This is a genomic window from Neolewinella maritima (assembly GCF_923081025.1).
Lineage (GTDB): Bacteria > Bacteroidota > Bacteroidia > Chitinophagales > Saprospiraceae > Neolewinella > Neolewinella maritima.
Genome location: NZ_CAKLPZ010000001.1, coordinates 1,980,271 through 2,006,413 on the forward strand (window position 1 = coordinate 1,980,271; position 26,143 = coordinate 2,006,413).

Sequence of the window (26,143 nt, forward strand, 5' to 3'; positions counted from 1 at the left end):
AGGAGTTCGGCCCGGTGGTAAGGTATCGGGCCGAACAACTCCAACTGAGTGACCAAACATATTTAACCGATATTCCTTACCATTCTATCATTTAACACCAAGCTATTGGCAAAGAGAAGAGGCGGCGGCCGCAATCGTTACGTACGCAGAGAAGAACCCACCCCCCAATTCCGCATCAACGACATGATCCGGGTCCCCGAGGTACGCCTTGTCGGTGACAACCTGGAGCAGATCGGCGAAGAGCTCGGTCGCAAGGTCGAGAGCGGCGTTTTCGATATTCGCGAACTCAAAGGCTGGGGACGGGACTTAGGACTAGATCTCGTAGAGATCAGTCCGAATGCAGACCCGCCCGTCGTACGTCTCACCGATTACAAGAAGTTTCTCTACGAGAAGAAGCGTAAGGAAAAGGAGATTCGCAGCAAGGCCGTCAAGACGGTCATCAAGGAAGTCCGTTTCGGTCCTAATACGGACGATCACGATTTCGAGTTCAAGGTCCGCCACGCGCGCGGCTTCCTTGAAGACGGTGCCAAAGTGAAGGCTTATGTGCACTTCCGCGGTCGCTCCATCGTGTTTAAGGACCGGGGTGAACTACTCCTGCTGCGCTTTATGAAAGAGCTCGAGGACCTGGGTGCCGCCGAGGCCATGCCGAAGATGGAAGGTCGCCGGATGAACGTCATCATTAGTCCCAAAAAGGTGCAAAAGAAAGCCAAACCCAAGGCCGAAAAGGACGCATAGTCCGCAGCATCCTACTTCAACGCCCACCCGACTACCGTTCGGGTGGGCGTTGGTATTTCTAGTACCTATCCCGGAGTACGCTCCCGACCACCCATCCCATGGCCCAGATCAAAACATCTTCCTTCGCCTCTTCCCACGCCCGCGTCGCACAGGCTCCTACGGACGGACGGCCCGAGTTCGCCTTCATCGGCCGCAGTAATGTCGGCAAGAGCAGTCTCATCAACATGCTGGCCAGTCGCAAGGAGCTCGCCCACACCAGTGGCAAGCCCGGTAAAACGCAGTTGATCAATTACTTTCTCATCAACCATAGCTGGTACCTGACGGACCTGCCCGGCTATGGCTACGCCGTACAGAGTAAGAAGACCCGCGGCAAGTGGGAATCCCGCACGGAGAAGTACTTCCTGAACCGACAAACACTAGTCACTGCCTTCGTACTGATCGATAGTAATGTCCCCCCCCAGCTGATCGACCTCGAATTCGTCAACTGGCTAGGTGAGCACGGTGTACCCTTTGTCCTGGCCTTTACCAAAACGGATCGGAAAAAGAGCCGGGATGGCGGCAGCGTGGAGGCCTTCAAGACGGAACTACTCAAAACCTGGGAAGAGCTACCCCCGTGTTTTTTGACCAGCGCGACCAATGAAGACGGCCGGGATGAGATCGTCGACTTTATGGAGGCGAGTCTGCTGGATTTACCATGGCCTTTCTACGGCCAGCCCGGGTAGTAGCTGCGGCAGCTACCTTTGTGGCCTTCGCCTATTTCCCGGTAACTTGAGGATTCTATGAGCGCAAACCCAGTTGAGACCCCTCTACCACCCCCCGACTTCGAACGGGAGGGCAAACGGTATGCGCACACTGCACCGGACGTACAGGGCTGGGCTATCTATGAACTGAGTGAAGACCGGGAACAGTTTGTCAACATCCTCGAAGCCTCCAGTTGCCGGCGCATCCTACAGGAGTGTGGAGATGGACTTCCGGATGCCCTGAGTAAAACCATCTTCAGCGAGCAGGAACGCACCCGCACCGAGCCTTGGAAGGTAGACCCCCCCCAGGAGCGAGCATACTGGAAGCGGCTGGCTAAAATGCTGGCCACTAAGAGCCTTGATGAGGATGAACCCACTACGGCTGACCAGGCTGCCAAAACGATCCTCCACCGCATCGTGCGTCGGTACGCCGAGGAGATCGTAGGCACCTTCAAAATACCCACCTTCCGCTTTGCCCGGCGCTTTCTGACCTTCTTCTTCGGTCGGCTGCTCAACGCGGCCGGCGGACGCACCTTCACCAGTCTGTTCTCTAAAAAGATACTGCTTCAGGAGAAGCTACTGGTACGTGGCTACGTCGATCATGTCCGCAAACTGAGTAAGCAGGGCACGGTAGTGATGGTACCTACACACTTCAGTAACCTGGACAGTATCCTCATCGGCTACGCCCTGGATCAGGTGGCTGGGCTGCCCGCGATGTCCTTTGGTGCGGGACTGAACCTTTACAATACCGGCTACACGGCCTACTTTATGAACCGGCTAGGGGCTTACCGGGTAGACCGCCGCAAGCGAAACCCGCTCTACATGACCACCCTGAAGATGATGAGCAAACTGCTCATTCAGCGCGGGGTACCATCCTTGTTCTTCCCCGGCGGCACCCGCTCGCGCAGCGGCGAGCTGGAAACTAAACTGAAGATGGGCCTACTCGGTACCGCGGTAGAAGCCCAGCGTGCCCGCTACCAGCAAGGGCGCGACGATAAGGTCTTCATCGTCCCGGTGATCCTCTCTTACCCCTTCGTACTGGAGGCGCAATTCCTCATCGAGCAGCACCTGCGCCGGGAAGGACAGGACCGCTACATCAAGGCGAAGGATAGCTTTCATTCGCTGCGCAGCATCCTGAAATTTATCTGGGGAGTATTCAGCAAGGGCAATGAGATCACCATCTCGCTCGGCCAGCCGATGGACGTAGTGGGCAATCGGGTCGACAGTGACGGCAAGAGCTATGCCATGAGTGGTCGCCACGTGAGTACGCGCGAGTATTTCCGCGATCAGCACGGCAAGGTCAATAAGGACTTGCAGCGGGAGAGTGAGTACACCCGCCTGCTCGCTAACCGCATCGTAGCACGCTACCACGCCGATGGCATCGTCCTACCGAGTCATCTGGTGAGCTACACGGCCTACGCGATGCTCGAGCGCAGCTTTCCAAAGGATGACCTCTACGCGATCCTACGGCTTCCGGCGGAAGACTTCTACTTCCGCACGGATGCCCTGATCAAAGTCATGACCCAAATCCGCGACCGGCTGCTGGACATGGAACTAGAAGGAAACGCCAAAGTATCGAATGAACTGCGGGAAGCACCGGACCGCATCCTAGCCCATGCGATCGACAGTATCGGTAATTACCATATCGACAAACCACTCAAGTACGACTCCCGGGGCAGACTAGTGAGTGATAACTTCTCCATGCTATACTATTACCACAATCGCCTATCCACCTATCACCTCAAGTCCAGGGTACGCTGGCCTAAAGAGATGATTGGAGATGAGCGAAAGGAGTAATAGTGTGCATGCCCGCAGCGTATTCCTTCGTCGTGAGTAGCTCGACCAGCTGTGCATAGGCAGCTGGCTGCGTGAAGTCCGTATCACCTACGTCCACTACCACAACGGGCAAGTGAGGTACCGAGCGGAAGTACTGAAAGTAAGCGGTCTGAATAGACCCCAGGTATTTATCCGTGATCTCGGCTTCGAACGACCGGCCACGCCGACGAATATTAGCCTGCAGCGCAGCGACCGGGCGGTGTAGGTAGACGATGAGGTCGGGATCCCGGAAGCCGGCATCCATCACGGAGAACAGCCGGTTGAATAGGCGAAATTCCTGGTCCGACAGGCTGTTCCGTGCAAACAGCAGGGTCTTGATAAATACGTAGTCCGCCACGGTACCGGCCTGGGTAAACAACTCCCGGTGCGCCAGCTCGGCTTCGAGCTGCTTGTGCCGTTCGGCCATGAAGAATAGTTCGACCGGAAAGGCGTAACGCGCCGGGTCCTTATAGAATAGCGGTAGGAAGGGATTATCCGCAAATTCCTCCAGGATCAGCCGACGGCCGAACTGTGCAGCCAGTCGCTCGGCCAGGGTGGTCTTGCCGGCACCGATGTTGCCTTCGATTACGGTATAGGGTGGTAGTGTCATACGTACTTTTGGGGAATGGCAAAACTAACCCTCTCCCTCGGTTCCAACCTCGGAGACCGAACGGCTCACCTCGCCGCCGCGCGTACCCAGCTGGCAGCGAGTCTGGGAGGTCTGATCTACGAGAGCGCAATTATAGAAACTGCCGCCTGGGGAAATACGCAGCAGCCAGACTTCCTCAATCAATTGGTAATCTGCGACATACACAGCCTCAACGAATCAACTGCACTAACCTACCAGCTTCACCATATTCTAGATATTACCCAGGGAATAGAGCATGCACTGGGTCGGGTACGCAGCGTCCACTGGGGTGCCCGTACCATCGATATCGACTTAATTTTTCTGGATGAGTTGCGCTACGAAGACGCGCGACTGAGTCTTCCGCACCCCTGGTGGCGGCAGCGCAGATTTGTCACGGATCTACTGCCCTCCTCCTTCGATCCGTACCTCCGTATTTATGATCTGGCTTAGCTCCGGTAGTTCACCCCGCCGGTACCGCTCGTCCACGTCGTCGATCGCACGGTCGTCCTGTCCGTCTACGCCGTAGTTGATGTAGTCCTGCACGAGCACCCCGCCCACCCGGCGCTTATTGATGGCCTTGCGGAAGCGCAGTCCACCGTCGTCATCTGAAAAGGTGTAGGCCAGATAATCCAGCTCGCCGGTGTCATCACGGAAGAAATAGTGGTACACATCGTCGAAGCCATCTCCCCCACCCTCCTCATCGAAGCGTACCTCCACCCGGTGGTAAAGCCCGTCATCGATCGTCACGGTATCCAGTAAGGTAGCCCGGACGGCCGGGTCTTGCAGTCCGTAAGGCAGCATAAAAAAGTACCGCACCGAGTTCACCGATCCTGCGTAGGCGGCACTATCCTTAGTGGATAGTGGTATTCGGATTCCTGCCTGATCACGGATCAGCCCGTCGTTGCTCAGTGTATCCCGCACGGTGAGGCCTGAAGAGTCCAGAAAGGTGCGGGTGTAGGCAAATCTGCCCTGCCGGTTATCAACGCTGTACGTTCGCTCGCGAAAGACAAAGCGTGCGCTGACCAGGCTATCCCATCGCTCCATACCGTGTGCCTGGATCGCCCGATCGATGAGTCCTTCGGCCGTCACCACTTCCTGCTCTGCATCTGCGGGGGCGGGGCCGCAGGTGCACAGTAAACCCAGCAGGGCGAGCGAGACAAGACTGACAAATCGAAGCATAGGTTTACCTTTTTGGTTAGCTGACGTTACACAGGTATGCGCGTTATCCTACCGGTATGGCTACTCTCTCTTCTGCTTTGCACCTGCGGCCCCGCCCAAGGTAGTGATGACGTGCATGATATGGATGCCGTGCAGCGACGGGAAGCCCTATTTCACTCCGCTTACGAGCAACTCGACGCTGCCATCCTGGAACGCCTGCTGACCGACGACTTTGTCATCACCTACGCACAGCCGGCTACCACGAAGGATAAGGAGCGCTTTATCGGGGAACTAGGGGAGCTACGCTCCGTCTTTCCGAACCTTCAGCTGTCCGTCGATAGCTCGTCTGTAGTAGCAGGGACCGAGCCCGAAGTGGCCGGACTGAGAACCTTTTCGTGGACCTACGCCGGTGAACCCGGTAGCTACCAGGAACAGTTTCGGCACCACTGGCAGTACACGGAGGGTAACTGGCTGCTTCACCGTGCCGAAGTCTTACCCCCGCCGCCGCAGTGATCGAACTTTTCCAACCCACCCGGGACGAACTCGGCAAGCTGCTAACTGACAGTACGATCCTCGGATCCTACTCGGTGGTGGATTCGGCGCTGCCCCCCCGGGTGGTGCTGGATGCGGCCCGCCGACTACCCCCCGGCGAGGACCGACAGTACCGTTGGACTGCTCCGTACCTGATTGTTGTAGAAAATAATATCGTGGGTAGTATCGGGGGTAAGGGCATCCTGGAGATCGAAGACGAGGTCGAACTAGGCTATAATGTAGCCCGGGCGTACCGGCGCAGGGGGATCGCTACCCGTGCGATCGGACTCGTACGGGATCTAGCACGCAGGGAGGGTATCTGGCCGTTGGCGCACGTAGAGCCAACCAATGTGGCATCGCGCCGCGCACTGCAGTACAATGGATTTATTATGGAATCTATCGTTCGGCTACCGGACAGTCTGGACCTGGAGCGATGGCGTTTACCTGATCAGTACCAGCCCCCCCTTGAAGGACTCGACCTCTCCCTGTGAGTTGACGAAGGCTACGTCCCAGAGGTATCCCCCACCGGGGCTGTTGGACCCCTTGAAGGTACCGTCCCAGGCACCCTCTACATCGCTGGTGGCAAAAATGAGCTCTCCCCAGCGGTTCCAAATGCGCAGGCGGTAGTCACTGGCCCCCTCCCAGTACCCCTCGGGGCGCCACTGATCGTTGACCCCGTCTCCGTTGGGGGTGAAGGCATTCGGTGCGGTGAAGGCATTGGTCAGGTACAGACTGATACTCTTCGTGATCGAGTCCTGACACCCACTGGGGTGAGAGACGAGCTGGTTGATGTACAGCGTAGCGGTATCACGTAGCCGGTAATCGAACTCGGCCAGGGGAGTGGTGAAGAGTTGGTCTCCTTGCCCGTTGGTAACCGTGTAGCGGTAGTTATTGGCACCAATACTACGGTCCGTGACGGTAAAGTCCGGCAACACATTCGTCGGCCGTTCGGGTAGAAATCCGAAGTCGGCGATGGGAGAAGTCCGCACGTCCACCAGCTCCTGGAAAATAGTATCTACGAAGCAGCCAATGGGTGAGGTGACCCCCAGGTAGACGTCGTAGCGACCGGGCTGTTCGTATTCGTGCGTCGGATCGCGTGCGTCGGAGCTGCCCCCGTCGCCAAACTGCCACTCGAAGGTGTAGGCATCGCTGATGGGAATGGAGCGGTTGATAAAATCTTTGGTGTAGGGCGCGCAGCCAAATCCCTGATCGGGTTCGAGCAACAGCGTTCGTGGGCTTGGAAAGTAGGGCACCGGTTTAGAGATACTATCCGCACAGCCATTTTCGTCGGTGACCGTAAGCACCGCGTTGAACTCACCACCCCGTTGGTAGAGGTAGCTGGGCGCCCGGTTCAGGGACCTACCCCGAGCGGTAGAGTCGCCGAAGTCCCAGGCGTAGCCCGTTATGCGCTGGCCGGATTCCGTAGTACTCAGATCGGTGAACAGCACGGGCTCGGGATCGCATACGACCTCGGTAGTCTCGAAATCGGGATCGATACCGGGCAGTACCTCCAACAGAAAGAGCGCGGTGTCCTTGCAGTTTTCCGCAAACGAATTGCGGTTAAGAAACATTTGGCCTTCGTATATCCCCCGCTGGTTGATATTGGTATTAAAGTCCCTGCTGGTACCGGAGAGCGGTGATCCGCCCGGGCCCAGCAGTTCCCAGTCGTAGGAGGTGATGGACGATTCGAGCGTGCTTTCGTTAATGATCGTATTGGGCCCGAACCCACACTGCTTGATGTAGAAGCGGCCCTGCTCATCGATCTCGGTCTCGAGCAGGTCGGCACTCACGGTGGAGCCGCACCGGCTCACGCTGAGTTGGAACTCCCGTTTCGTTTCTCCCAGGAAGACGGGCACACTGTCCCTGCTCCATTCTTCGACACAGACGGCAATAACGTGCGTACCGGGGTATAGGGGCCGGCCGCTGAGCTCTCCCGTGACGGGATCGATGCGTAGCTGACTTCCTACACCCAGCTGGTTATCGACGTTGTACCGCGGTTCCAGGTACTGTACGGAGGTGTACGGGAAGGGGCTTTCGATAAGGGGGGCCAGATCGTCAAATGGCGTGGGGGTACGGGGGCCCGGTCCCAGTTCATCCCGGCCGGCGCCGATCTTGGCGTCACACATTTTGTAGGCCAGACTGTCGCCGTTATTGTCTTCCGCGCCCAGGTCGATCCGGAAGTCCGCGTTGATGCAGATGGCAATGGGGGGAAAGATGTTGAAGCGCGGACTATCGTTCTCGCGGAGCTGCGCTTCGGGCAGAATCTGGATAAAGTAGGTGGCACCAATGGAATTGCCATTCAGTAGGTTGCGGATGCTCTCATTGCGGCAGCAGCGCTGGTAGGCGATGGTGTAGGGATCATCCGACACGGGCAGCTCCAGGGTAAAGGTGTAGGTATGGAGCTCCTGACAGACCTCCTCGGTGAGGACCAGGCAGGGGTTACCCAAATTGACCGATACATCGCTGAAGCCACCGACGAATGGGACGGACAGGCTCGAATACTCCGGTACCACCCGGTCGCCATCATAGACCGTGATGTGCATATCGGCCGACTTTGCGGGCTCTCCCGGCTGTACTACGCAGGTCTCCTTGGGTGCTTTACGGTCCAGATTGTCCCCGCCATCGAAGCAGGCTCCACCGCCGATGCAGTCTCGGTATACATTGAGGTACACCTGATAGCGTCGGATGCCCGTACTGGGATCGTCGTTAAGCCAGCCGATAAACAGGTACTGAAATTCACCTCCGACAATATGGTCCGCCCGTAGGTTTCCCGGTGCCAGTAGGAACAGTAGTGCCACGGCAGCGGTGAACAAATAATGTAGCGGCGTGCGGGTCAAGATGAAAGTTTGAGTGCGAAAACAATCTTAGGGCCAAAATACAGTTTCCTCTGCTGAATGGCCTATCCAACACTACCCGTTGGTGTCGGTCGGCCGTCGCTATACTCTTTGGAGGGTCTTTTGGCCCCCTGGACGATTGTTTTCCTCCTTCAATCCTTATCGGTTGAAGGCTTACTTCCACTGAATGATCCGTACTTCTACCCCCACTTCCCCGCACCCCGGTCTTCCCCCACGCGGTGTGGGTGCACTTCCTACACTACGCGCCGGCGGACTCGTGCTGCTGCCCACGGCTAACCTCTGGCAGATGGTCACCGACACCCGACAGTTCGCCTCCGTAAAGCGCATGCTTTCGGTGTGCCCCGTAACCGCTACGAACCGTCCGGAGCTCATCTTCAGCGACCGCGCTACCCTACTTAGTTGGTTTCCCCAGCTCCACCCTAAGCTGGACACCCTGCTGAGCTACCATGGGCGCATTCTCACGGTGCTCACGCCCGCCAATAGTCTGGTACCGAGTGCGGTCGTCGATCGCCGCGGCGAGGTCGCTGTGCGTCTGGCCCTGGATCCCTTTTGCCACAGACTCACCAAAGACCTCGAGGGGCCACTGGCCGCGGTACTGGCAATGGGGGATGAGTCCGCCGGTCTACCCACGCGCTTCGGCCGGGTGCGATCCGATGTCCTGCGGGCGTCGAACTTCACGGTACAACGGCGGCAACGCGAGGATATCGACCTGGCCCCGGCTGTCCGCGTACGGATGAAAAAGGGCCACCTGGAATTTTTGTAGCCGCCCCGCCGTACCTTGGCCCGACCCAGCCAAGTGCGCCCCTATGATCGACCAGCTCGAAGCCATTTTTCACCGCTTTAAGAACCTCGAAGAGCAACTCTCCGACCCGGAGGTGATCACTAATCCGGATCGCTTCACCAAGGTGAATAAGGAGTACGGCAAGCTCAAACCAGTAGCCGATACGTACCTGGAATACCAGGATCTGACGGACAACCTGCGTACCGCGGAGAGCATGCGTAAGGACCCCGATCCGGAGATGCGCGAAATGGCCCAGTTGGAGTATGAAGAGCTCAGGGCCGCTAAGGAGGACCTTGACGAGCGGGTCAAAATAATGCTAGTCCCCAAGGACCCCGAAGACGAGCGTGATATCATCATGGAGATCCGCAGTGGCACGGGTGGTGACGAAGCCGCCATCTTCGCCGGCGACCTGTTCGATATGTACAAGCGCTACGTCGATACCCAGGGCTGGAAGGTGGAGGTGATCGACGAAAATGAAGGCACCGCCGGCGGCTACTCCAAGCTCGTATTCGAGGTGCACGGCGATGATGTATACAGCAGCCTCAAGTTCGAATCCGGAGTGCACCGGGTGCAGCGCGTACCGCGTACCGAGAGCCAGGGACGCGTACACACGTCCGCCGCCACGGTAGCCGTCTTGGCTAAGGTGGAGGAGGAAGATATTAATATCAATAAGGCAGACCTCAAGATCGATACCTTCCGTGCATCCGGCGCCGGTGGTCAGCACGTCAATAAGACGGAGTCCGCCATCCGTATCACTCACCTGCCTACGGGCATCGTCTCGGAAAGTCAGGACGGACGGAGCCAGCACAAAAACAAGGAGATCGCCATGGCCCAGCTCTACCGGCGCATCAAGGATGCACAGGATTCCGCCGCGGCCAGCGAAATTGCTAGCGCCCGCAAGTCACTAGTAGGTAGCGGCGACCGCAGCGAAAAGATCCGCACCTATAATTACCCGCAGAACCGCGTGACCGATCACCGTATCAACCTCACGCTTCACAGTCTGGACAAAATCGTAGCCGGTAACCTGGAACCGATCATCGAAGGCCTGCAGGTAGCCGAGAACGCGGAAAAAATGAAGGAAGGAATATGATCCAGTACCTGATCCTCTCCCTGCTGCTCCTGACCACCGCATCCTGCGATCCCGCCGGCTCTTCCAGTGATGCGTCAGCAGAGGCAGCCGCCGCGACAACCACCGTCATCCTGGTCCGCCACGCTGAAAAAGCCGCTGGTGAAGACCCGGAATTGACCGCCGCGGGCACCGAGCGCGCTAAGCGCCTACAGCTGATGCTCTCTGAAGCAGACCTTGCTGCCGTGTATTCTACCGATACCCGCCGCACCCAGGCTACCGCCGGACCTACCGCCCAGGACCATGGACTTGATATTCAGACGTACGATGCCAGTGGCCTGCCTGCCCTGGCCAAGAACCTGGTCCGGTCGCACGCCGGCCGGACCGTTCTGGTAGTGGGACACAGTAACACTACGCCTGACCTCCTAACCGAGCTAGTTGGCCCGGGCGCTACTGTCACTATTGACGCTGAGGACTTCGGTACTATTTACGTGGTCTCCGCCCGCCGATCTGGCCGCGGGGAGTTTTTGCACCTGCGGTACTAAATGGATGGGGCGACCCTTCTGATCTACGTCCTGGCCTTCGGTTTTCCGCCGATCGCCGCCTTTGCCCAGCGGCTGCAGCGTATTCCTGCCTGGTGCAGCCCCATCGTGCTCTGTTACGCTCTGGGCATATTAATCGCCAACCTTCGCATACTCAGCGTGCCGGCCGGTACGCTCGAACAGCTTGCCGGAGGTAGTATGCTGATTGGGCTACCCCTCCTTTTATTTACTATTCGACCCCGGCAGGCAGTTCGCCACGCGCGTCGTATGATCCTGGCCTTCGGGTTGTGTACCCTGGCGGCAGTTGTTGCTACCGTGTCCGTAGCCATACTGTGCAGCGACACCGTGCCCAATAGCTGGATGGTCGCCGGTATGCTGACCGGGCTGTACACCGGCGGTACGCCAAATCTACAGGCGGTAGCACTGGCTCTCTCCGCTCCGGCAGACTATCTCGTACTGCTGCAGGCGGCCGACGTAGTGGTCGGTGGCCTGTACCTACTGGGCTTGATCACCTTCCTGCCTGCGCTGTATGCCCGCGTTTTTCCCGTGGTACAAACTCAGGCAGTGGGCGAGCACGCAGGTGCAGCGGAACTACCGGGGCGTATAAGCCGGAAGCGTCGACTGGTCCAACTTAGCGCGGCCCTGCTCGTGGTAGCCCTTAGTGTGGCCATCAGTTGGTTGATGACCGGTGACCCCTTCTCTTCTACCTTGCTTGTACTATCCATCACTACGCTGAGTCTGGGCGTATCCATGACCCGGCTGCCGCGAAGGCTAGGCGATACCTATCCGCTGGGAGAGTACTTTATTCTGGTGTTCTGTCTGTGCGTGGGTATGCTGGCAGACTTCCGGACCCTGATGGAATATGGCCTGGATCTCTTGTGGTTCTCCGTCCTTGCCATGGGGGCCACTACCCTATTGCATCTGCTGCTGGCTGCGGTATGTAGACTCGACCGCGATACGGTAGTACTGAGCTATGTGGCAGCTGTGTACGGCCCCGTATTCGTGGTGCAGGTGGCGGCTGCCCTGGGCAACCGTCAGTTACTCGCTACTGCGCTGGCGGTGTCGTTACTTGGATTCGGGATCGGCAACTACCTCGGCATCGGGGTGGCCTTTGCTCTTCGTTCCTTTATGCCCTAGTCGGGTGCGCGGGCTGGACAGTACAAAGGGTGCTTTTCCGCTAAACAGTAGGGCCAGCCTAAATTTAGGACCATTGAGCGGGCCCAGAAATTCTTCCGATCGCTCGTACAGATCGTCGCTGAGCAGGAGGGCAATCGGGCGCAGTGGCTCGATGTGCGTGAGTACGATGCGCACCATCGCCAGCAGCGGAATAGCGATGATGATACCGGCAATGCCCCAGAAGAAGCTGCCCAGAATTACGGCGATGATCGCAGCCAGCGCGTTGAGCTTTACACTGCCCCCCAGTACCTTCGGCGTGATAAAATTACCTTCCACGAACTGTACGGTCATGTACAGCACGACCACCATGATCGGTTGCCAGAGGCTCTCCGTGGTGGCGATGGCAAACATGAAGGGCAGCATACCTCCAATCACGGTACCGATGTAGGGAATGATGCCCAGGATGGCGGCCAGAAAGCCCCACACCAGAAAATAGTCTAGGCCGATCGCGAAAAGTCCCAGACTGTTCAGCACGGCCAGAATGAGCATCACCAGGCCCATGCCCCCCAGGTAGCTCTTAGCGATCTGCTGTACCTCGTTCATGGTCTCTAGCCCCTCCTGTTGGTCCTGGTCACTGAGTTGGCCGAGCACAAAGTTCTTCACCGCCGTGCGATACAGTAAAAAGAAGAAGGTATAGATCGCGACTAATGAGAAGTTGGCTAGCAACACCCCACTGGTAGACAGACCAGTCGATACGATGCCGAGGGGTTCGTCCGATACACTGGTGATGGCCTGATCGATGTAGGTCTCCACTTCGGCACCAGTCAGCCCGAAGGTGTCTCCACCGTATTCCGCCCATTCGTAGAGCGTCTCCTGCAGTCCGGAGTAGATATCGTCGGCCTCCGTCAGGATAGCCTGGACCTGATTAAAGAAGAACACAATCACCCCGATTATCAGGATACTGGAGGCTACCAGAGTCAGGATCACTGCCACCATGCGATTACCGATCAGGCTCTCAAAGCGCTTACACACCGGTTGCAGCATGAGGGCGAAAAAGACCCCGTAGGTGATGGGTATAAAAAAAGAACTACCTGCATATAGTGCATAGAGCACGATAGACAGGCAGATCAGGAAGTACGCGATGCGCTGAAAGCTTACCCCACGGCGGGCGGAGGAAGACGATGTATGTGAAGGCCGGCCAGGCATCAATCCTCCGGTGAGCCACCGCGTTTGTAGTACTGCATGAAGACAAATCCAATGATGAGCACGAAGACCAGTGTCTCCATAGCAACGAAGAAGCTATTCATCATAGCATCTCCGAAGCTTTCGTTATCGTTCATGAATTGCTCGAAACCCAGCTCCGGCTTGATCGCAGATAGCGTGATGTTACCCACCGCCAGTACAATGGTAGCCCAGACACCAATGCGAAACAGCAGGCCGATCTCCGCCTTGAAGATGCTATTGGAGGAGTAGATCGCATCAGCGTATGCCTTGGTAGCATACCAGACGACCGGAATGATCAGTAGGTGCTTGGCAAAGCGGAGACTCATGGACAGCTCGGTCGTAATGGCGTTGACGATCAGCAGGTAAACCGCCACGAGTATACCGAGCAGGATGCCGTATTTCCGTCCCTCCTTGTCCACGTTAAAATCGTGGGCGATGGGTGCATCGAGCTTAGGGGGATTTTCGTGTGAGGTGGTTTCGGTGGTCTGGGCCATGAAGGGATAGTTCGATTAAGTGGGGCAAAGTTAGCCTAAGTACTTCTTACGGGCGAGCCGAAGCTCCTGAAGTTTCTCCTCCAGCTCCCGTACGCGGCGGCTTTTTTCTTCCGCAGTCTGTAATTCATCTCCTACGTCCTCGCGCGTGTCCTCGATCTTACGCCGAAGCTTTTCGATCTTGTCCTCGTATTTGGCAATCTTCTCTCGTGCCTTTTCCGCATCCTTAGATGCGTCCTGCGAGTCGTCACGCAGGTCAGCCAATTCTTCCTGCGTCTCGTTCAGTTGACCGTCAAAGTAGCGCTGGTAGAAGTATGTCCGGAACTCCTGCAGCAGTGCGGAAGCTGTCCGGTAGTCGCCCGCGTGGTTCGTGGCGGTGACCACATCAGTATCGGAATAAGCAAGACTCAGGTTGACCATGGCACGTTCCTTCGTACCCCCTACGCTGGAGTATACATCCATGCGCTTATCGCCCATACTGCGCAGTGCTACCTGCTCGGCCAGATAGGCGATATTGTCGTTATCCTTGTCCGTGCGGTCGATGTCGATATCGTACCGCTCGTCCCAGAAATCGTCCCATACGTCGTAGACCCGGTCCACCGGCGCATCCAGTTGGATGGTCATAGAAGGCAGCGTCTTCTTGTCGTAGGTGGTAGTACCATCCTTGATGGTGGCGGTCTGCTGACCCACCAGACAGGTGCTGCTCAGTAGCAGAAGTACAAGTAGCTGTTTCATTATTTATCGTTGTCGTCGTAGTGTTCGTTGCGGTCCTGCGGCACCGTCATGTAACGGTCTGCGCGGTTGACCCAAACGAGGATCTCCTGATGCTGCGCCTGGAGGATGTCCTCGGCGAAGTCCAGTAGCTGGGTATTCCCCAGGGCCTGTTCGTAAGATTGGCTGATGGCCTGCTCGTTCTGATGCGCCAGACTGCTTAATTCAGATACATTCTTAGCGATCAGGGCGCGGTTGAGTGCTGCTTCCTGCTTCTTGAGTAGCGTCTCGGAACTGCGCGAGGGTGTGTGTACCCCACCCGCTATATCGGCGAGGATGCTATTAAGCTTACCCATCATCTCTTCGTGGTAGGCGGCTAGTTCTTCGAAGTAGTTCCCGGCGGTATCGGCATCGGGCTTTAGTGCCTTCGCGATATCGCGGTAGTAGCCTGCTGACTGACGGTGCAGCATAGCGATTTCGTTGATGGTCCCGTCGGTCCCTTCCGGGCGTACGTCGTAGCTGGATTTGTTGATTGGTGTTTGGTCCATGGGGTTAGGCTTTTTCTACTTCTGATTCCAGTTTGAGTACGGCATCTCCATCATCCTGCTTAATGTACAGGGCTTTATTTCCGCTTTCTCCATCGCGGGTCACTTCATTGCCTTTGATGGTCTTGGTGACCTTCTCGGTATATGTTTCTTCCACCTTACCGGTAGCTTCCCCGTTTCCCCACTTCCACTTTACTTTACTTCCTTTGCGAATCATTATTACGTGTATTTATAGAAACAAAAAACCCGGTGGAGCAGGTGCTTAGCCAGGCTCCACCGGGTGGTCGATTGTAGTAGCGGCTAGCGCTTACTCCAGGTCACCCTCGGGGTCGAAGGTGCGCTCGATGTTCATCATCAGGTCGTCGGACTCGCGCTTGAATTCGCTCCAGCCCTGCTTGGCGTCACCTTTGAAGTCTTTCCAGCCAGCTTCCATGTTGTTACCGACGCGGTCCATACGGGCATCGATGTCGTCACGGTAGCCTTCCAGCTCGTTGTACTCTTCTTGCATTTCGGCCTTCATCTCGTCGTTTGCGTCTTCCATGTCACGCTCGAGCTCGGTCATCCGGGCGTCGATGTTGGCACGTGCGTCGCGGAATTCACGGTCGAGTTCATTGCTTTCCTCGCGAACCTCGGCGCCCATATTGGCCAGCGCGTTCTCGGTTTCTACCTCGATCTCGTCGGCGGCATTGTCTGCGGGGCTGTTTTCAGCACAGCTGTAGAACATGCCACTGAAGCTGAGAAGAAGGGCTAAGGTTAGATTGCGAATTTTCATATTGTAATACTTTGGTTTAAAATTTGGGGCCGGAGTGCGGGGCCCTGGTGCGTGTTAGTTGACAATGTAGTTGTCGGTTTGCACTCTCTTTAGGGTAAAACAGCGGATCACTCCTGATGTTCGGTTGGCAACATGGTAGACAATTTTTCTCCTCCCTTGATGCCAAAATCCAGCGTGCGGATCGGGAATGGGATCATAATGTCGTTGGCGTCGTACGCTTGCTTGATGGCCATAATAGCCTCGCTCTGGGCCTCCAGGTAGTCGGCCTGTCCACTCTTGCCGTCCGACAACCAGAAGCGTAGCGTGTAGTTGATGGAGCTGTCTCCGAACTCGTTAAAGAACAACTCTACCTTGCGGTGCTTGTCGTAGTCGACTTTTTCTTTCACGGCATTGAGGGTGATCTCGCGAACTTTCTCCAGATCGTCCCCGTAGCTGACCCCGCAGCTCAAATCTACCCGGCGGATGCCCAGTTTACTGTAGTTCTTGATGATGTCCTGCGCGACGATCTTGTTAGGGATCATGACGTCTTGTCCCTGCAGGGTGATCAGCGTAGTGTGCCGCAGCGTCACCTCCTTCACCTTGCCCAGGTGTCCGTTCACCTCGATCAGATCGCCCTCCCGGAACAGACTCCGAACCGATAGAAGGATACCACTGAAGAGGTTGAGGATGGGATCCTGGAACGCCAGGCCCAGCGCTAATCCCACCACACCCGCGCCGGCGAGCAGACTGGTCACGATGCCCGTCAGCTTGAGGACCGAAAGGGTCAGGAACAGAAAGGCTAGGATGAGTAGTGCTGTGAGTACCGAGCTGAGCAGTCCGGCTACCGTAGAGTCCGCGATGACCCGTCGGCTGATCTTGTTGAAGTACTTCTTCGTGAAGCCGGTAATGATGTACCCCACCACCACTACGATGGCGGCTAACAGCAGGTTAGGCAGGTTGCGTAGGAGCAGGGACCACCAGCGCTGAAGCTCGTCGAACAGGGGTTGAAAGTCCAGCTCCAGGCCAAATAATTCGAATAAATACATAGGGTGTCTTACGTGAAGTTGGTATATAACTTGGTCCGTCGGAGGGTGTTCAACCCAGTCTCGCCCACTCCTGCCGCAGTTCGTTCAGCTCTACGGCCACTACGCCCGGGCGGGCAATGACCTGAGCACCTGCTACATTAGCCAGTTGGGCTGCCATACCAACGCTCATCCCGCTGGCTAGTGCACATGCTGCCACACTTATTACGGTATCCCCCGCTCCGCTGACGTCAGCGATCCGGCGGGCCGGCGTAGGGTGGATTGCCGAGGTACTCCCGTCGTGGGTATAGATGCCGTGCTGGGACAGGGTGATCATAACTTGCTTGCACTGCAGTCGACCAAACAGCACGGCTGCCGCTCGGTCCAGGTCGTCCAGACGGGGGCGTACCGCAAAGTCCAGCTGCTGCTGCACCTCCCGCAGATTAGGTTTGAATAGGTCCACCCCCCGGTAGTTCCAAAAATTATCCGCTTTGGGATCAACGGCGGTAAGGATGCCGTGCCGCCCGGCCAGTTGCAGTAGTTCGGCGATGCCCGTAGGGCTAAGCACCCCCTTGTTATAGTCCTGCAATATCAGTGCGCTTAGCCCCCCTTCATCCGCCCGCTGCGCAATGGCCGTCACCAGCTGCGCGGCAATATGGTTGGGCAACTGCTCCGTACTTTCCTGATCTACGCGCAGCAACTGCTGTTCCTGACTGATCACCCGGGTCTTGACGGTAGTTGGCCGGTCTGGATCCGCCACGATGAAGTGCCCGGGCAGACCGGTTGCCACTAGTAGATCGTGTAGCGAGGCTGCATTCGGATCCGTACCCACCGCACCGGCGACCGCGGCCCAGGCGCCGAGGGCCTTCACGTTGAGTGCTACGTTGGCGGCCCCGCCTAGCCGGTCTTCCTGCTGCTGCCAGCGTACGACGGGTACGGGTGCTTCGGGGCTGATGCGGTCTACCCGGCCGGTGAGGTACCGGTCGATCATCACGTCACCGACTACGAGGACGCGCAGGGCAGCAAAGTCAGGCAGGGCGGGCACGCGGGTGCTAGGCGAATACCTCGGTACCGGCGAAGTGGAACTGCCCCTCGATAGCGGCATTGTCATCACTGTCGCTACCGTGTACGGCGTTCTCGCCGATGCTGCTGGCGTACTTCGCCCGGATGGTACCGGCCTCGGCTTCCTTCGGGTTGGTGGCACCGATGAGCTTACGGAAATCGGTGACGGCGTTGTCCTTCTCCAGGATGGCCGCTACAATGGGGCCGCTGCTCATGAAGCTGACCAGCTCGTCGTAGAAGGGCCGCCCTTCGTGTACGGCGTAGAACTCACCGGCCTTCTGGGTGCTCAGGCTCGTGTACTTGAGGGCTACGATGCGGAAGCCGGCCTCGTTGATCTGGGCGAGGATGGCGCCGATGTGTCCGTTGCGGACGGCATCGGGCTTGATCATAGTGAAGGTGCGATTGGTGGCCATGGTGATTGCGCTAAGTTGATTAGGGCCGCAAAAGTAGGAAGTTTTGGCCACCCCATCATTTTTTCGGAACTTTGCGCCTTCGTTGTTCCCCTGCTTATGCCCAACTCCATAGAGGAGGCTCGCCACTTGCTGGCAACCCCCCAAGAGATCGTGATCTTCAGCCACCGCAACCCGGATGGCGACGCAGTAGGTTCCAGCCTGGGCCTGCTGCACTACCTGCGGGGGCGGGGGCACGACGTCACGATCCTGCTGCCCTCCAATTACCCTGAGTTTCTTGGCTTTCTACCGGAGGTGGAGCAGATCGTGATCTACGACGACCAGACTGAGCAGGCCGAAGCCCGTATTGCCTCCGCGACCCTGTTCTTCCTACTCGACTTCAACTCCTTCGACCGCGTCGATAAGATGGCCGACTCGATGAAGGACGACGCGCGGCCGCGCATCATGATCGATCACCACCTGGATCCCCAGCCCATTGCCGCGCCCATCTTCAGCCGGCCGGAGCGCAGCTCTACCTGCGAGATGGTATACGAATTCATCGATGAGCTCGGCGATGCGAACCGCGTCAATAGCACCATTTCCGACTGTCTGTACGCCGGCATTCTCACCGATACCGGTGGGTTCAAGTACAGTACCACTCCCCTACTCTTCCGCACGGCAGCCAGGTTACTGGAAGCGGGTACCGATGCCTACAAGGTGGCCGACCACGTGTGGAATAACATGTCCGAAAAGCAACTGCGCCTGCTGGGCCACTGCCTGGCCAACCGCATGGAGCTGCTGCCGGAGTATCGCACCGGGCTGATCTACCTGACCAAGGAGGACTACGAGCACTTCGACATCCAGCGGGGCGACACGGAGGGCGTGGTCAATTACATCCTGCGGATGCCGGAAATGATGATCGCCGCCTTCATTCACGAACAACCCACCATCGTCAAACTGAGCCTCCGCTCGAAGGGAGAGATGGACGTACAACAGATCTGTAAGGCCCTCTTCCGGGGCGGCGGCCATCGCAATGCCGCCGGAGGCGCAAGCTTTGCTCCCCTGGGTTCTACCATCAACCGCTTCAAGAAAGCACTCCCCCGCTACGCCGAGGAGATCGAAGCGAGCTACCACCAATTTAACAACCAATAGACTATGCGTAACTTATTATTCATCCTGCTTGCGGGCTTTACGCTGTGGGCAACCGGCTGCGATAGCACGGGAGGTAAGGACGGCACCCAGACCACGGAGGCCGGCAGCCGCTACACCTACCTGTCCACAAACGACGACGGCCAGTTAGCCGAGGCCGGTGAGTTCATCTACTTCAATGCCATCCTCAAGACGGAGGGCGATAGCGTCCTGATCAACACCAAGGAAGGCGGTGGCCCACCACCGGTCATCCAGGCCCTCTCGGACTCGATCGTCACCTCGGAGACCGGTCCGGTCGAAGACGTACTGCGCAACATCCGCGTCGGCGAGCGCGTGCTCATCCGCGCTAACCTCGACCAATTCCCCCGCAAGCCCCCCGGGATGGAAAACGATTCCGTCCTGCTGTACGATCTGGAAGTGACCGAGATCATCGATCAGGATGAGTTCACTGCCCGTCAGGAAGCCGTCGCCGAAGAGGCACGGGTGAAGGCCGAGGAAGTGCGCGGTCGTATGGACGAACGCCTGACCTTCTCCGAGCAGGTCTACAACGACTACAAGGCCGGTAAGCTGGATGGCGAACTACAGACTACCCCCAGCGGACTGCGGTACATCCTGCACGAAGAAGGTAGTGGCGCGGAAGCCGCTCCCGGCAAGACGGTGTCGGTACAGTACATCGGCCGCCTATCTTCGGACGGTGAGATCTTCGACCAGAGCTTCGAGCGGGGATCTGCCATTCAGTTTCCCCTGGGCCAGGGCCGCGTGATCCCGGGATGGGACGAAGGCATCGACCTGCTGCAGGTGGGTGACCGGGCTACGTTCATCATTCCATCGGAGCTGGCATACGGCCCCGGAGGTACACCCGATGGCAGCATTGCACCCGATAGCGAATTGCTGTTTTACGTGGAGCTGGAGGAAGTACTCTAGCCACTAGCCGCTCCAGTATTAAAGGGGTTGAAGGACAGGTGGTCCTTCAACCCCTTTTTCTTTAGCGGCCCTGGAAGTTGGCTTTGCGTTTTTCGACAAAGGCAGCCGCGCCTTCCTTAAAATCCTCCGTCATAGTAGCCTTACCGAAGGCCTCAGCCTCCGTGGCGAAGCCTTCCGGATTGTCGTAATACGCGTTCACCGCCCGGATCGACTCGCGGATGGCGATGGGTCCTTTCCCGCCGATCGTAGTGAGTAGCTCTATGGCCTTGTCGCGGGCTTCGTCGAGGGTGGGCAGGACGTGATTGACCAGTCCGAGGCGGTGCGCCTCCTCGGCGTCGATCATGTTACCCGTCAGAATCAATTCCGTCGCCTTTCCCTTTCCGATGTACTGATTCAGCCGCTGGGTACCGCCGTATCCGGGGATGATCCCCAGGTTCACCTCTGGTTGCCCGAAGCGGGCCGCGGACGTGGCGATCCGCATATGACAGGCCATGGCCAGCTCGCAGCCGCCTCCCAGGGCGAAGCCATTCACCAGCGCGATCACCGGCACGTGGAAGCGCTCGATCTGGGCGAACACCTGCTGGCCCCGGTGCGCCATGGCGGCTCCGTTGCCGTCCGCGGCTACACCCAGAAATTCCTTGATGTCCGCGCCGGCTACGAAGGCGCGGTCGCCGGCTCCGGTGAGAATGATACCATGGAAGTCGTCCTGATCGCGGTAGTCGCTGCTAAAGAAACTTTGAAGCTCCTGCACGGTCTGCGTGTTAAGGGCATTCAGGGCCTTTGGGCGGTTAAGGGTGATGGTCAGGATGCCATCTTGCTGGCTTAACTGTAGGTTTTGGTAGGTCATGGGGTCAAGATAGCGCACCGCCGCTACTCCCCCTCCTCCTGTAGTTCCTGCAGGTAGCTGTTGAGCCGTTCCATAGGCTTGACCACCGCCACGCGGCCGGAGCGCACGAACTCATACAGTCCTTCCTGCCGTAGTTCGGTCAGCAGGGCCTCCGTCTCGTATTCGTGACCGGTCTTCTCGATCACCACGTATTCCGGTTCGATGAGTAGTACCCGCGCGTTGTGCCGGCGAATCATCACTTCTACGTTGCGCCCATTGGTAAATACCTCGATGGGCACCTTGTACAGCGCGATCTCCTGGTATACGATATCGTCGTCATCGTAGTAAAAGGCCTTAAGCACGTCGACCTGCTTATCCAGCTGGGCCACCAGCTTGATCACCATCTCCTCCGTCACCTTCACCACGATCGTAAAGCGGAAGATCGATTCATCACTGCTCGCACTCGTCGTCAGGCTGCTAATGCTCAGGTTGCGTCGATTGAAGATACCCACTACCCGCGACAGCAAGCCCGTCTGGTCTTCGGTAAACACGGTGATAGTGAAGGTCTTAGTCATGCTAGAGGGGGGGTCAGGGGGGATTAAGGGGTTAGGGGGTTAAGGGGTTAGGGGGTTAAGGGGTTAAGGGGTTAAGGGGTTAGGGTAGGTGTTATAGGTGGTGGATTTTTGGAGCGGAGCGGGGGCGCGGGTGCGGTAGTAAGGAAGGAAACACGGTGCTCCACTACCCCATTCCTCCCTATGACACCCTGCACTACTTCTTCGCCTCACCTCGTCATCACCTACAGATCCTCCGCGCTGAGAATGACCTCGCTGATCGATTTTCCACTGGGCACCATGGGAAATACGTTATCCTGCTTGACCGTGTGCAGGTGCAGTAGGTAGGGTCCGTCGTGAGCTAGCATTTCGGCGATAGCTTCACCTACTTCGTTCGGGTCACGGACACTCCGGCCCGGCACTCCGAATCCCTTGGCTATGGTGACAAAATCCGGGTTCTGGAGCTCTACCGCACTGTACCGTCGCTGGTGAAACAACTCCTGCCACTGCCGTACCATGCCGAGGAAGTTGTTGTCGAGCAGTACGATCTTGACGCCGACGTTCCACTGGGCGCACATGCCTAGTTCCTGCAGCGTCATCTGGAAGCCACCGTCCCCGATGAAGGCGACGACCTGTCGGCTGGGATCGGCGTACTTGGCACCGAAGGCGGCGGGTAGTCCGTAGCCCATCGTACCGGCTCCGCCGGAACTGACCCACTGGTCGTGGCCCTTGTACTCGTAATAGCGCGCGGCCATCATCTGGTGCTGCCCCACGTCGGTGGCTACGATCGCGCGCCCATCGGTTTGCCGGCTGACTTCGCGAATGGCCTGACCCATGCGGATCTGGCCGTCTGCCGTCGGGGTGATGGCTTCGGCGATCACGCGGTCGTGCTCGATACGTGCACATTCGCGGAAGCGCGCTACCCACTCCGGATAGGAGCGTTCTTCCACCAGGGGCAGCAGCTGTTCGAGTACCTCCCGCGCGTCTCCCAGTACGGGCGCGTCGGTCTTGACGTTCTTATTCAGTTCGGCGGGGTCCACTTCGATGTGTACGACCTTGGCGTCGGGGATGTATTTAGCCAGCAGGCCGGTCACCCGATCGTCGAAGCGCATACCGATGGCCACGATCACGTCGGCTTCGTTTTGCAGCAGGTTAGGTCCGTAATTGCCGTGCATACCCAGCATACCGGTGAACAGCGGATGGTCGTTGGGTAGAGCGGAAAGCCCATGGCAGGTCACGCCTACCGGAATGCCCGTCTTCTCTACAAACTGCCGGAACACAGGCTGCGCATGCGCGATATGAATGCCGTGTCCCCCCAAAATCATGGGCTGTTTTGCCCCGTTGATGAGGCGAGCGGCCTCCCGCAGTTGCTTGCGTTTGGGCTTATTATGGGGTACGTAGCTGCGGATCGATAGCGAGTCCGGATAGACAAAGTCGACCATCGCCAGTTGGGCATCCTTGGTGATGTCGATGACTACCGGTCCGGGTCGACCGCTATTCGCAATGAAGAAGGCTTTTTTCAGCACCGGGCCGATTTCCTCCGGCCGCGTGATCTGGTAATTCCACTTAGTGACCGGAATCGTACTGTTAACTACGTCTACTTCCTGAAAGGCATCGCTACCCAGCAGGAAACCGGGCACCTGGCCGGTGATGGCTACAATCGGTAGCGAATCCAGCTGCGCGTCACACAATCCCGTGATGAGATTGGTGGCACCTGGGCCGGAAGTAGCCATACACACCCCGGTCTGCCGCTTGATACGCGCATAGCCCTCGGCGGCATGAATGGCCCCCTGCTCGTGGCGGGGCAGGATATGGGTAAGCCGGTCCTCGAAGTCGATCAGCGCGTCGTAGATCGGCATAATGGCTCCGCCGGGATAGCCAAAGATCGTGTCGACCCCTTCGTTCACCAGGCACTGTAGCAGCGCGTGGGCACCGTTCATCCGGACGGCCGGGTTAGGCAGCTCCGAGGTGGTCGGACTAGGGGCGCGGTGGGTGGCGGTGGAGATCATACTAGGATAGTTTACAGCTACTAAAGGTCCGTGACGCAGCCCAGGGAGGCGCTGCTGACACAGTTCGCAAATTTTTTGAGCACGCCGAAAGTGGCCTTCAGGGGAGGAGCGTTCCAGCGCTCACGTCGGGCGTTCAGCGTCTGCTCGTCTACTTCCAGGTTTAACACATTGCGATCGGCATCAATGTTGATGATATCCCCATCTTCTACCAGAGCGAGCAGACCGCCTACCTGTGCTTCGGGACTGATGTGCCCGACTACGAAGCCGTGCGTACCCCCACTGAAGCGACCGTCGGTGATCAGGGCCACCTCCTTGCCCAGGCCCTGCCCCATGATCTGACTGGTGGGCTTAAGCATTTCGGGCATACCGGGACCACCCTTCGGCCCGCAGTAGCGGATCACCACTACATCACCGGCCTGGATCAGCTTTTGTCCAATGGCAGTATTAGCGGCAGCCTCCGAGTCGAATACCCGGGCCGGGCCCATAAAGTGGGTGCCCTCCTTTCCCGTGATCTTGGCTACGCTACCTTCAGGAGCCAGGTTGCCATAGAGGATTTGTAGGTGCCCGGTCGCCTTGACGGGCTGGTCGAAGGGAGCAATAATGGACTGCCCCGGGCGCAGACTTTCAGCCTCGATGAGGTTTTCGGCAAGGGTTTTGCCGGTCACGGTAAGGCAGTCGCCGTGCAGCATACCGCGCTTTAGCAGCTCCTTCATCACCGCGGGTACGCCACCTACGTAGTAGAGGTCTTCCATGACGTACTTCCCGCTGGGTTTGAGGTCGGCCAGGAAGGGCGTGCGGTCGCCGATGCGCTGAAAGTCGTCGATCGTGAGGTCCACGCCGGCAGTGCGGGCCATGGCCAGCAGGTGAAGTACGGCATTGGTACTGCCCCCGAGTACGGTGATGGTCACGATGGCATTCTCGAAGGCTTCCTTAGTGAGAATATCGAGCGGCTTAATATCTTTTTTGAGCAAGTGGAGCATGTATTCTCCCACCCGGGCGGTATCGGCCCGCTTGTCGGGGTGATTGGCGGGGATGCTACTGTTGTATGGCAGGGCCATACCCATAGCCTCGATCGCCGTGGCCATCGTATTGGCCGTGTACATGCCGCCGCAGGCTCCGGCTCCGGGACAGGCGTGGCGGATCACCTCCGTGTACTGCTGCTCCGTGACCTGGCCGGTCTGGAATTTGCCGAGCACTTCGAAGGCGGACACCACATCCAGCTTTTCGTCTTCGTAGCAGCCCGGGCTGATGGTACCGCCGTAGACCAGGATAGCCGGACGGTTGAGCCGGGCCAGTGCGATCATCGCACCCGGCATGTTCTTGTCGCAGCCGACTACGGTAGCCAGCGCATCGTACCACTGGGCGCCGGCGACCGTCTCGATACTATCGGCAATCACGTCGCGACTGGGCAGGCTGTACCGCATGCCGTCGGTGCCCATACTGATACCGTCGCTGACTCCGATCGTATGGTAGATCAGGCCCAGTAACTCCGATTCGGCATTGATTCCTTGCTTGACCTCCTTCGCCAGATCGTTGAGGTGCATATTGCAGGGGTTGCCCTCCCAGCCCGTGGATACGATACCGACCTGTGCTTTGTCCATATCGGCATCGGTGAGACCGATACCGTAGAGCATAGCCCGTGCGGCGGGCTGCTCGGGGTTGTTGGTGACGTTGCGGCTGTACTGATTAAGCGGTCGGAGCATACGCTCCAAGGTACTTAGTCCACGTGCTGTGCATCAAACCGAGATTCGATACATTTACGATGTCTGCCCCGGTCTAGTAATGCCGTTTGTCAAGGCGAAAGGTCGCCTGTATGCCAAGTTGGAAGCTCGTCAAACTTTGGTCCCCGCCGGTGACCATGATGCCATCGGTGGTAGTTTGCTCGAAAGTTGGTATACCACCGAGCGTGTGCCGAACCGCCGCAATGGGCGTCAGCGTAAGCAAGTTGCTGATACCGATGTCTACGCCGATGCCGCCGCCGACAGTAAACGCCGTGTGACGGTCCTGATCGGTGAACTGATGGCTACTAATTCCCGGACTGAGCTGCATAAAAAAGCCCTTCTGCAACTGCGGACCCTGCTTACCGAAGGTAGGACAATTACAGTCCGTGGACAGATCGAACAGGTAAATATTTGTCTTAAACTGAGCTCCTAATTCATTGCTGGCGGGTGTCGAGCCAGACAGCTGTCGCGCATAGTAGACCGTGGGCTGAAATTCTATACGGCGCTTAGGAAGGCGAAACCAGTAGTGCAGGGCGGCCTCCACGCTGTTGTCGTAGCGCAATCGATCGGTACCCAGATCCGCTCCCGGCCAGTCTAGCAGTCGCGCATCGTTGAAGTTGTAATAGGCAGTTGCACCGAACTGAGCCATCAGACTACAGCTACACACAACTAACAAACTGACGAATAACTGGCGCATCTCGGGGACTTTGAAGTACAACGCGTCAACGCATAAGGTGGCCCAAAAAGTACCGCTGTTCGGTATAGGTACCGCACCTGCGACCGCGGTCGCAGAAATCAAGT

29 protein-coding genes are annotated in these 26,143 nt (G+C 57.7%); 12 read left to right on the forward strand and 17 right to left on the reverse strand.

All coding sequences use genetic code 11. From position 1 onward, the window contains the following. The first annotated feature begins 105 nt into the window (after positions 1-105). From infC to MJQ68_RS08235, 3 genes are all read left to right on the forward strand, one after another. A complete protein-coding gene (infC, locus tag MJQ68_RS08225) occupies positions 106-735 on the forward strand; it encodes a translation initiation factor IF-3 (RefSeq protein ID WP_238750555.1) in 630 nt (209 codons plus the stop codon). 98 nt (positions 736-833) lie between these two features. Further along, positions 834-1,457 (forward strand): ribosome biogenesis GTP-binding protein YihA/YsxC, encoded by a 624-nt coding sequence (gene yihA / locus MJQ68_RS08230; RefSeq protein WP_238750556.1) that lies wholly within the window; start codon positions 834-836, stop codon positions 1,455-1,457. A 57-nt stretch (positions 1,458-1,514) separates the two neighbouring features. Continuing rightward, positions 1,515-3,272 carry a 1-acyl-sn-glycerol-3-phosphate acyltransferase gene (locus MJQ68_RS08235; protein WP_238750557.1) on the forward strand — a complete coding sequence of 586 codons (1,758 nt, stop codon included), beginning with the start codon at positions 1,515-1,517 and terminating at the stop codon, positions 3,270-3,272. Here the strand turns inward: MJQ68_RS08235 and MJQ68_RS08240 are convergent. Next, a complete protein-coding gene (locus MJQ68_RS08240; protein WP_238750558.1) occupies positions 3,238-3,900 on the reverse strand; it encodes a deoxynucleoside kinase in 663 nt (220 codons plus the stop codon). The genes MJQ68_RS08235 and MJQ68_RS08240 overlap by 35 nt on opposite strands. Before the next feature lie 15 nt (positions 3,901-3,915). Here MJQ68_RS08240 and folK point away from each other — a divergent pair, with 15 nt between their 5' ends. Beyond that, positions 3,916-4,368, forward strand: a complete 453-nt coding sequence (folK, locus tag MJQ68_RS08245) for a 2-amino-4-hydroxy-6-hydroxymethyldihydropteridine diphosphokinase (RefSeq protein ID WP_238750559.1) — start codon at positions 3,916-3,918, stop codon at positions 4,366-4,368. Here the strand turns inward: folK and MJQ68_RS08250 are convergent. Beyond that, positions 4,318-5,097 (reverse strand): DUF6503 family protein, encoded by a 780-nt coding sequence (locus MJQ68_RS08250; RefSeq protein ID WP_238750560.1) that lies wholly within the window; start codon positions 5,095-5,097, stop codon positions 4,318-4,320. The two genes, folK and MJQ68_RS08250, sit on opposite strands and share 51 nt — an antisense overlap. Positions 5,098-5,133: 36 nt before the next feature. Between MJQ68_RS08250 and MJQ68_RS08255 the strand changes: the two genes are divergently transcribed. Further along, on the forward strand, positions 5,134-5,589 hold the full coding sequence (locus MJQ68_RS08255) for a nuclear transport factor 2 family protein (RefSeq protein WP_238750561.1): 456 nt from the start codon (positions 5,134-5,136) through the stop codon (positions 5,587-5,589). Further along, positions 5,586-6,098, forward strand: a complete 513-nt coding sequence (locus MJQ68_RS08260; RefSeq protein ID WP_238750562.1) for a GNAT family N-acetyltransferase — start codon at positions 5,586-5,588, stop codon at positions 6,096-6,098. Before MJQ68_RS08255 ends, MJQ68_RS08260 begins: the two co-directional genes overlap by 4 nt. On the opposite strand, the gene MJQ68_RS08265 is transcribed toward MJQ68_RS08260, so the two are convergent. Then, positions 6,048-8,405 (reverse strand): PKD domain-containing protein, encoded by a 2,358-nt coding sequence (locus MJQ68_RS08265; RefSeq protein ID WP_238750563.1) that lies wholly within the window; start codon positions 8,403-8,405, stop codon positions 6,048-6,050. The two genes, MJQ68_RS08260 and MJQ68_RS08265, sit on opposite strands and share 51 nt — an antisense overlap. A gap of 223 nt (positions 8,406-8,628) precedes the next feature. Here MJQ68_RS08265 and MJQ68_RS08270 point away from each other — a divergent pair, with 223 nt between their 5' ends. From MJQ68_RS08270 to MJQ68_RS08285, 4 genes are read left to right on the forward strand one after another with little or no spacing between them, the layout of a single operon-like run. Next, a complete protein-coding gene (locus MJQ68_RS08270; RefSeq protein WP_238750564.1) occupies positions 8,629-9,225 on the forward strand; it encodes a Sua5/YciO/YrdC/YwlC family protein in 597 nt (198 codons plus the stop codon). Between the two features lie 43 nt (positions 9,226-9,268). After that, complete coding sequence (gene prfA, locus MJQ68_RS08275) at positions 9,269-10,333, forward strand: peptide chain release factor 1 (protein WP_238750565.1); 1,065 nt, start codon at positions 9,269-9,271, stop codon at positions 10,331-10,333. After that, positions 10,330-10,854, forward strand: a complete 525-nt coding sequence (locus MJQ68_RS08280) for a SixA phosphatase family protein (protein ID WP_238750566.1) — start codon at positions 10,330-10,332, stop codon at positions 10,852-10,854. Before prfA ends, MJQ68_RS08280 begins: the two co-directional genes overlap by 4 nt. Further along, on the forward strand, positions 10,855-11,988 hold the full coding sequence (locus MJQ68_RS08285; RefSeq protein WP_238750567.1) for a DUF819 family protein: 1,134 nt from the start codon (positions 10,855-10,857) through the stop codon (positions 11,986-11,988). It begins immediately after the preceding gene. Here MJQ68_RS08285 and MJQ68_RS08290 read toward each other — a convergent pair. The 9 genes from MJQ68_RS08290 to MJQ68_RS08330 form a co-directional block, all read right to left on the reverse strand. Further along, positions 11,917-13,173, reverse strand: a complete 1,257-nt coding sequence (locus MJQ68_RS08290; RefSeq protein WP_238750568.1) for an AI-2E family transporter — start codon at positions 13,171-13,173, stop codon at positions 11,917-11,919. The genes MJQ68_RS08285 and MJQ68_RS08290 overlap by 72 nt on opposite strands. Then, positions 13,173-13,685: a hypothetical protein gene (locus MJQ68_RS08295; protein ID WP_238750569.1), complete on the reverse strand. Its 513-nt coding sequence runs from the start codon at positions 13,683-13,685 to the stop codon at positions 13,173-13,175. Before MJQ68_RS08295 ends, MJQ68_RS08290 begins: the two co-directional genes overlap by 1 nt. Before the next feature lie 30 nt (positions 13,686-13,715). Beyond that, positions 13,716-14,417, reverse strand: a complete 702-nt coding sequence (locus MJQ68_RS08300; protein ID WP_238750570.1) for a Clp protease/crotonase-like domain-containing protein — start codon at positions 14,415-14,417, stop codon at positions 13,716-13,718. Further along, the gene (locus MJQ68_RS08305) at positions 14,417-14,941 is read right to left on the reverse strand and encodes a hypothetical protein (protein WP_238750571.1); all 525 of its coding nucleotides are present in this window, start codon (positions 14,939-14,941) and stop codon (positions 14,417-14,419) included. The genes MJQ68_RS08300 and MJQ68_RS08305 overlap by 1 nt, the downstream gene beginning before the upstream one ends. A 4-nt stretch (positions 14,942-14,945) precedes the next feature. Continuing rightward, positions 14,946-15,155 (reverse strand): hypervirulence associated TUDOR domain-containing protein, encoded by a 210-nt coding sequence (locus MJQ68_RS08310; RefSeq protein WP_238750572.1) that lies wholly within the window; start codon positions 15,153-15,155, stop codon positions 14,946-14,948. 90 nt (positions 15,156-15,245) lie between these two features. Beyond that, positions 15,246-15,710, reverse strand: coding sequence for a sll1863 family stress response protein (locus MJQ68_RS08315; RefSeq protein WP_238750573.1), 465 nt, complete (start codon positions 15,708-15,710; stop codon positions 15,246-15,248). A gap of 107 nt (positions 15,711-15,817) precedes the next feature. Then, positions 15,818-16,735 carry a mechanosensitive ion channel family protein gene (locus MJQ68_RS08320; protein ID WP_238750574.1) on the reverse strand — a complete coding sequence of 306 codons (918 nt, stop codon included), beginning with the start codon at positions 16,733-16,735 and terminating at the stop codon, positions 15,818-15,820. A 49-nt stretch (positions 16,736-16,784) separates the two neighbouring features. After that, positions 16,785-17,756: a bifunctional heptose 7-phosphate kinase/heptose 1-phosphate adenyltransferase gene (locus tag MJQ68_RS08325; RefSeq protein ID WP_238750575.1), complete on the reverse strand. Its 972-nt coding sequence runs from the start codon at positions 17,754-17,756 to the stop codon at positions 16,785-16,787. Positions 17,757-17,763: 7 nt separating this feature from the next. Then, positions 17,764-18,186, reverse strand: a complete 423-nt coding sequence (locus MJQ68_RS08330; RefSeq protein ID WP_238750576.1) for a nucleoside-diphosphate kinase — start codon at positions 18,184-18,186, stop codon at positions 17,764-17,766. Positions 18,187-18,282: 96 nt separating this feature from the next. On the opposite strand from MJQ68_RS08330, the gene MJQ68_RS08335 reads away from it, so the two are divergent. Both MJQ68_RS08335 and MJQ68_RS08340 read left to right on the forward strand, forming a co-directional pair. Then, positions 18,283-19,314 (forward strand): DHH family phosphoesterase, encoded by a 1,032-nt coding sequence (locus tag MJQ68_RS08335; protein WP_238750577.1) that lies wholly within the window; start codon positions 18,283-18,285, stop codon positions 19,312-19,314. Positions 19,315-19,317: 3 nt separating this feature from the next. Then, positions 19,318-20,235, forward strand: coding sequence for an FKBP-type peptidyl-prolyl cis-trans isomerase (locus MJQ68_RS08340; RefSeq protein ID WP_238750578.1), 918 nt, complete (start codon positions 19,318-19,320; stop codon positions 20,233-20,235). Between the two features lie 61 nt (positions 20,236-20,296). Here MJQ68_RS08340 and MJQ68_RS08345 read toward each other — a convergent pair whose 3' ends face one another. The 5 genes from MJQ68_RS08345 to MJQ68_RS08365 form a co-directional block, all read right to left on the reverse strand. Beyond that, positions 20,297-21,082: an enoyl-CoA hydratase/isomerase family protein gene (locus tag MJQ68_RS08345; RefSeq protein WP_238750579.1), complete on the reverse strand. Its 786-nt coding sequence runs from the start codon at positions 21,080-21,082 to the stop codon at positions 20,297-20,299. 23 nt (positions 21,083-21,105) lie between these two features. Further along, positions 21,106-21,636: an acetolactate synthase small subunit gene (gene ilvN / locus MJQ68_RS08350; protein WP_238750580.1), complete on the reverse strand. Its 531-nt coding sequence runs from the start codon at positions 21,634-21,636 to the stop codon at positions 21,106-21,108. Between the two features lie 221 nt (positions 21,637-21,857). Then, positions 21,858-23,621: a biosynthetic-type acetolactate synthase large subunit gene (gene ilvB / locus MJQ68_RS08355; protein WP_238750581.1), complete on the reverse strand. Its 1,764-nt coding sequence runs from the start codon at positions 23,619-23,621 to the stop codon at positions 21,858-21,860. A 20-nt stretch (positions 23,622-23,641) separates the two neighbouring features. Beyond that, positions 23,642-25,324 carry a dihydroxy-acid dehydratase gene (ilvD, locus tag MJQ68_RS08360; RefSeq protein WP_238750582.1) on the reverse strand — a complete coding sequence of 561 codons (1,683 nt, stop codon included), beginning with the start codon at positions 25,322-25,324 and terminating at the stop codon, positions 23,642-23,644. A 73-nt stretch (positions 25,325-25,397) separates the two neighbouring features. Beyond that, positions 25,398-26,039 carry a hypothetical protein gene (locus MJQ68_RS08365; RefSeq protein ID WP_238750583.1) on the reverse strand — a complete coding sequence of 214 codons (642 nt, stop codon included), beginning with the start codon at positions 26,037-26,039 and terminating at the stop codon, positions 25,398-25,400. Positions 26,040-26,143 lie beyond the last annotated feature (104 nt).